Here is a 4,839-nt window from a genome sequence, read left to right as displayed (position 1 = left end):
GAAGTTTCACTTTATATGACAACACTTGTTGTGCAAATGATTCTGCGATTATTTCATATCCTTTATCATTTGGATGAACTTGATCATACAATAAATCTTTTTGGTCACTTGGTAATAATTTACGGATCGGTAAGACGAGTGAAGTTTGGTTTTCTTTTGAAATCGAATATATTGTTTTGTTCCAATTGTCTAAGAAAACATTTGCGTAAGAAGCAATGGAATCGTCCAGTTTTAATGGGTTATAGAGTTCAGATAAAATGATGAGTGCGTTCGGATTAGCAGCACGAATCGTTTTTACAATGTTTTGTAAATCTTGTTCAAAATGATCTTTTTCTTCATTTAATAATTTCATTCCTTCTATTACACCGACGTCTCGCTTTATGTGTAAAACGTTATTTCCACCAATACTAATTGTAATCATGTTAGCTTCTTTTATTTTTTGCTTCACTTCTTCGGTTTGTACCATTTGTAGTAACCGGTCTGTTGTTAAGCCGTTTATTGCAAGGTTATCGACGATAATTTGTTTTTGTAATTGTGTTTCTAATGTATGAGAAGCAACTTGTACATACCCGCCTTGTGTAGATCCATAACCTTTTGCAAGAGAATCGCCTAAGACAAGATGATGAAGTGTCGCATCTGTTTGTGTATCAACCCAGTGCGGAACGATTGCTGCTGGGGATTCTTTTTGAACATTCGTCTCATTATTCTTGTCACAATACAAAAGTGTAATGATAAGAAGGAGGAGACAAACTGTAGATAAAAGAAGTTTTTTCATTATGTTATCCTCCTTATAAATGGTTATTGTATCATATTCATGATGAGAAGCAATGGAAGATATATTACGTCTTCACGAAAATTTTACAATGCTTTTACAGAAAATTTGTAGAAGTACGTCAAAATTTGTTGACGATAGTAACGTCTGTTCGTTATGATAAATTCCAGATGGGGTAAATTTATCCAACTTGTAAAAGAAGTAGGACAACTAATGTCTTGGCAAGTTGGGTGATTAAGAAGTAGGGACACTGATCCCATCGTATATTTTATAACTGGGGATTATGTTATAAGGGGGATTTTTTGTGAAGAAATCAACAAAAACGTTGGCTGGTGCTGCACTTGCATTAGGTGTTATTGCTCCACAAGTATGGCCTACACCTGCATATGCAGAGGGAGAGGACAGTACTGTAAAACTAAGAATATTAGAAACATCTGATATTCACGTAAATTTAATGAACTATGATTACTATCAAACAAAAACAGATAATAAAGTAGGATTAGTTCAAACAGCAACTCTTGTTAATAAAGCACGTGAAGAGGCAAAAAACTCTGTTTTATTTGATGATGGAGATGCACTGCAAGGAACGCCGCTTGGTGATTATGTGGCAAATAAAATAAAAAAAGAAGATAATTTAGATCCAAACTATGTGCATCCGTTATATCGTATGATGAATTTAATGAAGTATGACGTCATCTCTCTTGGAAATCATGAATTTAACTACGGTTTAGATTATTTAAATCAAGTGATTAGTAAAACAAAGTTTCCTGTAATTAACTCTAATGTATATATAGATGATAAAGATGATAATGAAGAAAATGATAAAAATTACTTTAAGCCTTATCATGTTTTTGAAAAAGAAGTAGTAGATGAAGCTGGTAATAAGCAGAAAATAAAAGTTGGAGTCATGGGCTTTGTACCACCGCAAATTATGGGATGGGATAAAGCGAATTTAGAAGGAAAAGTAAAAGCAAAAGATATTGTAGAAACGGCAAAGAAAATGGTGCCGAAAATGAAAGCGGAAGGCGCAGATATTATCGTTGCGTTAGCTCATTCGGGTGTTGATAAAAGCGGTTACAGTTCTGGAATGGAGAATGCATCGTATTATTTAACAGAAGTTCCTGGTGTTGACGCAGTACTGATGGGCCATTCTCATACAGAAGTAGCGGAGAAGTATAATGATGGTGTTCCTGTTGTAATGCCAGGTGTTTTCGGAAATAATTTAGGAATAATTGATATGGAATTAAAGCAGGTGGACGGAAAATGGGAAGTACAAAAGGAAAAATCCATTCCAAAATTGAGTCCGATTATAGATAAAAAGGCTAAGGCGGTAGGAGCCGATCAAAGACTTGTTGATGAAATAAAAGCAGAACATGATGGAACAATTGAATATGTAAATACATCGGTTGGCGAAACGACAGCGCCAATTAATAGTTACTTTGCGCTTGTACAAGATGATCCATCTGTTCAAATTGTAACGAATGCACAAAAGTGGTATACAGAGCAGAAGCTGAAGGGTACGAAATTTGAAAAGTTGCCAATTTTATCAGCAGGTGCACCATTTAAAGCAGGTGGACGTAACGGCGCTACATATTATACAGACATTCCAGCGGGAACGCTTGCTATTAAAAACGTTGCGGACTTATACGTGTATCCAAATACATTATATGCGGTGAAAGTAAATGGTGCTCAGTTGAAAGATTGGTTAGAAATGTCTGCAGGTCAATTTAATCAAATCAATCCAAAGCCAAAGAACGCAACAGATGAGCAAAAATTAGTGAATACTGACTATCCAACATACAATTTTGACGTAATAGATGGCGTGAAATATGAAATTGATGTAACGCAGCCTGCTAAATATGACAAAGATGGAAATGTTGGAGAGAAAGCTGGAAATCGTATTGTGAACTTAACGTTTGATGGAAAGCCGGTAACGGATAGTCAAGAGTTTATTGTAGCAACGAATAACTACCGTGGTAGCAGTAAAACATTCCCAGGTGTAAGTAAAGGGGAAGTGATTTATCAGTCTCCTAATGAAACACGTCAAATTATTGTAGAATATATGGAAAAAATCAAAACGATTAATCCGACAGCAGATAAAAACTGGACATTTAAACCAATTGCTGGTGAGAAATTGAATGTTACATTTGATTCTTCTCCAAATGCCAAAAAATATATAACAAAAGACGGCAATATTTCTTACGTTGGTCCATCAGAAAATGAATTTGCAAAATATGCAATTGATTTAACGAAAAAAGATGAACCAACTGGTGGAGAGAAGCCAAATGGCGGCGATAATGGAACTGATCAACCGAAAACGCCAACAGATAATAACAATGGTGGAGATCAGCCGAAAACAACAGAAGATAATAAAAATGGTGAAGAGAAGCCAGGGGCAGCAGATTCAGGTAAAGAGCAAACGAAAACAGACAACAACTTGCCAAATACAGGGGCGAATGTGTTCACGACATTAGGAGCAGGTCTTGCGTTTATTGGTGCAGGTGCGATAGCATTATTTAGAAGAAAGAAATTAAATAAATAATAAAGAAAAAAGTCCACTGCTAGGCAGCGGACTTTTCTTTATGTTCTTTCTCCCATGAAAGACCAAATCCTGTGAATCCAACAAATAAAGTGATGATTGGACAAAGTAAACAGAAAACAGTGTATGGCAGGTAGCTTATTGTAGGTACGTTTAGGACACTTGCGAGAAACACACCACTAACTCCCCATGGCACGAGCGGATTAATAACCGTGCCGGCATCTTCTAATACACGTGATAGATTGCGGCGCTTTAAGCCGAGCTCATCGTATTTTTCGGCAAATGCTTGACCTGGTAAGATGATGGATAAGTATTGTTCACCGAGTAAAAAGTTAACTCCGATTGCAGTAGCTGCTGTCGAGAAGATTAAACGTCCGCTCGTAGTGACGAAGCTTGCGATAGCCGCCATAAGTTGTTTAATAATCCCCATTTCTTGCAGTAATCCTCCCATGCCGAGTGAAAGGAAAATAAGGGCAACAGACATTAACATACTTTGTAATCCACCGCGTGTTAATAAACTATCAATATCTTTTACACCTGTATGCGATACATATCCGTTTTGCATAATATTAATTAAGCTTGTAAGAGATGTATTTGGAGTAAAAATAAATAGAATGATAATACCTGAGATAATACCAGCAAGTAACGTAGGAACAGCTGGAACTTTTTTCACTGCTAATACAAATAACACAAGAACCGGTAGTAAAGTAACGATCGAAATTGTTGCATGTTTTTCTAATGTTTCTGTGAAAGAGGCAAACTGAAGTTGTCCAGAAGTGCCTTTCCCAAGAATAAAGAAAATAACGAGTGAAATAGCAAATGCAGGTACAGTTGTCCACAACATATTTCGAATATGATCAAACATATCTACTTTAGAGACAGCAGGTGCTAAGTTTGTTGTATCAGAAAGAGGTGACATTTTGTCTCCAAAGAAAGATCCAGAAATAACAGCACCAGCAACTAATGCCGCATCGTATCCAAGAGCACTTCCCATTCCCATAAAAGCAATTCCAACTGTCGCAGCTGTTGTGAAGGCACTACCAATACTCGTACCGATAATAGAACAGACAATAAAGACTGTTGGTAAGAAAATTTTAGGTGAAACAATTTGAAAACCGTACACCATTAATGTCGGAATCGTTCCAGCAGCAATCCAAACGCTAATTAATGCACCGACAAGTAAAAAGATAAAAATAGATGGTAAGCCAGCTGAAATACCATTTTTCATTCCGTTCTCCATTATAGACCATGGTATTTTCTTTATGAATCCAAATGCTAGTAATATGACAATCCCAAATAAAATGGGAATATGAGGCATAACTTGTAATTGAATGACGCTAAAACCGATACATAAAAAGATAAGAGCTGTTAGTATAATAGACGCTCGTTTTGTAATCATGATAATAAATCCTCCTTAGCTGTTATGTTTTACTATGATTTGAAAAAATACGCCAATATCGAATAATTCCCCCGGCCGCCGAAACTTGCATACTACTTCTCTCCTTTTTGGAAAATAAAAAACGCCCCT

The 4,839-nt window shown here is 36.2% G+C and carries 3 protein-coding genes (1 of these 3 cut by a window edge); 1 reads left to right on the top strand and 2 read right to left on the bottom strand.

Annotated elements, in window-relative coordinates:
• Window positions 1-775: the 5' portion of a GDSL-type esterase/lipase family protein gene (locus tag V7024_RS22975; RefSeq protein WP_335524321.1), read on the bottom strand. Its footprint begins 11 nt before the window's first position; only the first 775 of its 786 coding nucleotides appear in the window; its start codon is at window positions 773-775; its stop codon lies beyond the left edge, outside the window.
• A 301-nt stretch (window positions 776-1,076) separates the two neighbouring features.
• Here V7024_RS22975 and V7024_RS22970 point away from each other — a divergent pair, with 301 nt between their 5' ends.
• Window positions 1,077-3,314, top strand: coding sequence for a bifunctional 2',3'-cyclic-nucleotide 2'-phosphodiesterase/3'-nucleotidase (locus V7024_RS22970; protein WP_335524319.1), 2,238 nt, complete (start codon window positions 1,077-1,079; stop codon window positions 3,312-3,314).
• A gap of 19 nt (window positions 3,315-3,333) precedes the next feature.
• Here the strand turns inward: V7024_RS22970 and nhaC are convergent, their stop codons facing one another.
• The gene (gene nhaC, locus V7024_RS22965; RefSeq protein ID WP_335524318.1) at window positions 3,334-4,710 is read right to left on the bottom strand and encodes a Na+/H+ antiporter NhaC; all 1,377 of its coding nucleotides are present in this window, start codon (window positions 4,708-4,710) and stop codon (window positions 3,334-3,336) included.
• Window positions 4,711-4,839: the final 129 nt, after the last annotated feature.

The organism is Bacillus sp. JJ864 (genome assembly GCF_036963045.1).
Lineage (GTDB): Bacteria > Bacillota > Bacilli > Bacillales > Bacillaceae_G > Bacillus_A > Bacillus_A pseudomycoides_C.
This window is presented reverse-complemented; position numbering and strand designations above follow the sequence as displayed.

What these genes read in the sequence shown, in the direction of transcription:
- nhaC (WP_335524318.1), bottom strand. Translation starts at nt 4,710, where the DNA reads ATGATTACAAAACGAGCGTCTATTATACTAACAGCTCTTATCTTTTTA.